Genomic DNA, 2,796 nt, shown 5'->3' with positions numbered 1-2,796 from the left:
CCGGCGGGGAGCGGTGCGCGCCGCAGGGCGAGCAGCCCGGCGCCGAGGGCCACGCAGCGGCACAGCACGGTGGACGCGGCGGCGCCCCGCACCCCGTACGTCCGGATCAGCAGCGGGTCCACGGCGAGGATCAGCCCGTTCGCCAGCAGCGCCAGCCGCATGGGGGTCCTGGCGTCGCCGAGGCCCTTGAGAATGCCGTCGACGAGGTTCTGGGCGTAGAAGACGGCCAGCCCCGGCAGGGAGATCGCGAAGTAGGCGGCGAGAGGCGCGTCCCCACCGAGGAGCAGCCTCGCGAGCGGTTCGCGCAGCAGGTATCCGCCGCCCGCGACGACCGGGGTGACCAGGGCGAACAGCACCCAGCCGCCCCGGACGGCCGTCCCGGCGGCCACCGGGTCGTCGGCGCCTCTCGCGCGGGCGAGCAGCACGGTCGTCCCGGAGGAGAAGACGAGGGCGACGCCGAGGAGGACGTTCTCGGTGGTGGTGGCGACGGCGACGGCCGCGACGGCGGAGGGGCCGAGGGGGGCGACCCAGAGGGTGTTGAGGAGGCCGGAGAGGACGGAGGCGAGGAGGGAGAGGTAGATCGGGCGGGCGAGGGTGACGAGAGCGGGGACCATGCAGGTGTACCTCGATTCGATGTAGCTCGATTAGAGGTAACATAGAGTCGTCGTACCGCACAAGGAGCCGCCCAAGGGAGCGTCATGCTGGAGCTGTCGATCCTCGGCTTCCTCGCCGAACAGCCGCTGCACGGATACGAGTTGAAGGAACGCATCCGGGCGCTGAGCGGGCACGTCCGGCCCGTCAGCGACGGCGCCCTCTACCCCGCGATCAACCGGCTCGTCGCCGCCGGGAAGCTCCGCGAGCGGACCGAGGAGGGGGTGAGCGCCGCCCCCCGCCGGACCCTCTCCCTCACCGACGCGGGCCGCGCCGACCTCCTGGAGCGGCTGCGCCGGCCCAAGGACGTCGAGATCTCCGACAGCGTCCGCTTCAACACCCTGCTGTCGTTCCTGCGCCACCTGCCGGACCGCCGCGAACAGGCGGCCGTCCTGCGGCGGCGCCTGGACTTCCTTGAGGTGCCGACCAGCTTCTTCTACGACGGCGAGGTGCCCGTCCGGGCCGAGGAGAGCGGGGACCTGTTCCGGGCGGGGATGCTGCGGGTGGCGCGGGCGACGGGGGCGGCGGAGACGGCGTGGCTGCGGGAGGCGCTGGAGGTACTGGAGAAGCCGGACGTCTGATCATCGACCCGCCTCGCGAGCCCCCTCCCTCACCCCGCCAACTCCTCCTTCACATACCTCAGCCAGTCCTCCGTGAACTGCTCCAGCGTCGTCCCCAGCACGCTCCCCAACGCCCCCTCCACCGCGCCGGGCCGCTTCCCGTGGGCGCCGACCGCCTTGTAGAAGGCGTCGAGGCGGTCCTCCCCCCAGCGTGCGGCGATGAGGCGGCAGGCCAGCCAGCCGCCCTCGTACGCCTGGGCCAGTCGGGTGGGGTCGGTGCCGAAGCCGAAGTCGGCGTCGGTGGGGAGGGCGGTGGGGAGGCGGCCCTCGGCGACGGCGCCCCGGAGTTCGGGGGCGGCCTGGTCGGGCGTGCGGTCGGTGTCGCGGTAGCCGACCCAGTCGGCGTAGCCCTCCGAGAGCCACAGGGGGGTCGCCGCGTTCGTGTGGGCGCGGGTCGCGACGTGGGTCGTCTCGTGGGTCAGGACCACCTGACGGCCCACCTCGCCGAGCGTCCCGTACGCCTCCGGGTTGACCACGATCCGGTCGGCGGGCGCACGCCCCCCGGTCTCGCCGGTCGTGACGGCCGCGATCCCCCGGTACGAGTCGACGGACGAGCCGAGCAGCTCGGCCATCCCCGTCAGGGACGCCGGCACCACGACGACGACCTTCCGCGCCCACCCCGTCCCCCACGCCTCGGAGACGGCCGGGACGGCCTTGTCGGCGAGGTCGGCGAAGGTGCGCAGCCGGTCGGTGGACTGTCCGACGCCGAGCACGAGACTGTGCGTCCCCCGCACCACGCTCACCCTCCCCTGGTCCCAGAGCTGCTCCCCCGCCCCCTTCCCGGGCCCCTCCGACACCACGGACCACACCCCGCCCGCGTCCCGGTCCAGCTTCAGCACCCGCGAGGAGGTCACCGGCACGGAGTCGTACCCCTGGACCCGGTAACTGAGCCGCGCGTCGGCGGTGGCCCGGTCGCCCTCGGCGGCCACGGAGTCGAGATGGTACGTCCACTGCGCCAGCGGCACGTCGTACGTGTCCCCCTCCCGCCCCAGCACCACGGCCGCCCGCCGGTCCAGCGCGGCCTGCACCTCGGCCCGCACGGAACTCCGCTCACCACCCCCACCACACCCGCCGACCAGCAGACACAGGGCTATGACCCCGGACCCGATCACCCGCCTAGCGTCAGCCATCCAGACGATCGTACGGGGAACCCCGCCGCGAGCCACAGACGGCCCGCCCCCGCCCCGGCCCCCTCACGGCCGCGTCACCGACGACACCGGCATCATCCCGACGGGGTCGTACCGCACCGGCGCCCCCGGGTACGGCGCGTGGATCACCTGGCCGTTGCCCACGTACATGCCGACGTGGCTGGCGTCGGACCGGTAGGTGACGATGTCCCCGGGCTGGGCCTGCGAGAGCGGGACGCGGCGGCCGGCGTGGGCCTGGGCCTGGGAGGTGCGCGGCAGGGAGACGCCGGCCTGGCCGTAGGACCACTGCATGAGGCCGGAGCAGTCGAAGCCGGACGGCCCGGTGGCGCCCCACACGTACGGCCGCCCCAGAGCGGAGCGCGCGGCGGCGACGGCGG

Annotated in this window: 4 protein-coding genes; 1 reads left to right on the top strand and 3 read right to left on the bottom strand. The window is 74.2% G+C overall.

What is annotated here, in order from left to right; all coding sequences use genetic code 11:
• On the bottom strand, positions 1–614 hold a 614-nt coding region (locus tag ACVNF4_RS34560), incomplete at its 3' end, for an MATE family efflux transporter (RefSeq protein WP_461806816.1).
• Between the two features lie 84 nt (positions 615–698).
• On the opposite strand from ACVNF4_RS34560, the gene ACVNF4_RS34555 reads away from it, so the two are divergent.
• The gene (locus ACVNF4_RS34555) at positions 699–1,232 is read left to right on the top strand and encodes a PadR family transcriptional regulator (RefSeq protein ID WP_461806815.1); all 534 of its coding nucleotides are present in this window, start codon (positions 699–701) and stop codon (positions 1,230–1,232) included.
• 29 nt (positions 1,233–1,261) lie between these two features.
• Here the strand turns inward: ACVNF4_RS34555 and ACVNF4_RS34550 are convergent, their stop codons facing one another.
• Together ACVNF4_RS34550 and ACVNF4_RS34545 are read right to left on the bottom strand one after the other, a co-directional pair.
• Positions 1,262–2,401: a hypothetical protein gene (locus ACVNF4_RS34550; protein ID WP_461806814.1), complete on the bottom strand. Its 1,140-nt coding sequence runs from the start codon at positions 2,399–2,401 to the stop codon at positions 1,262–1,264.
• A 63-nt stretch (positions 2,402–2,464) separates the two neighbouring features.
• Positions 2,465–2,796: C40 family peptidase (locus tag ACVNF4_RS34545; protein ID WP_461806813.1), on the bottom strand; the 332-nt coding region annotated here is incomplete at its 5' end.

The organism is Streptomyces sp. S6, from assembly GCF_054880855.1.
This window is presented reverse-complemented; position numbering and strand designations above follow the sequence as displayed.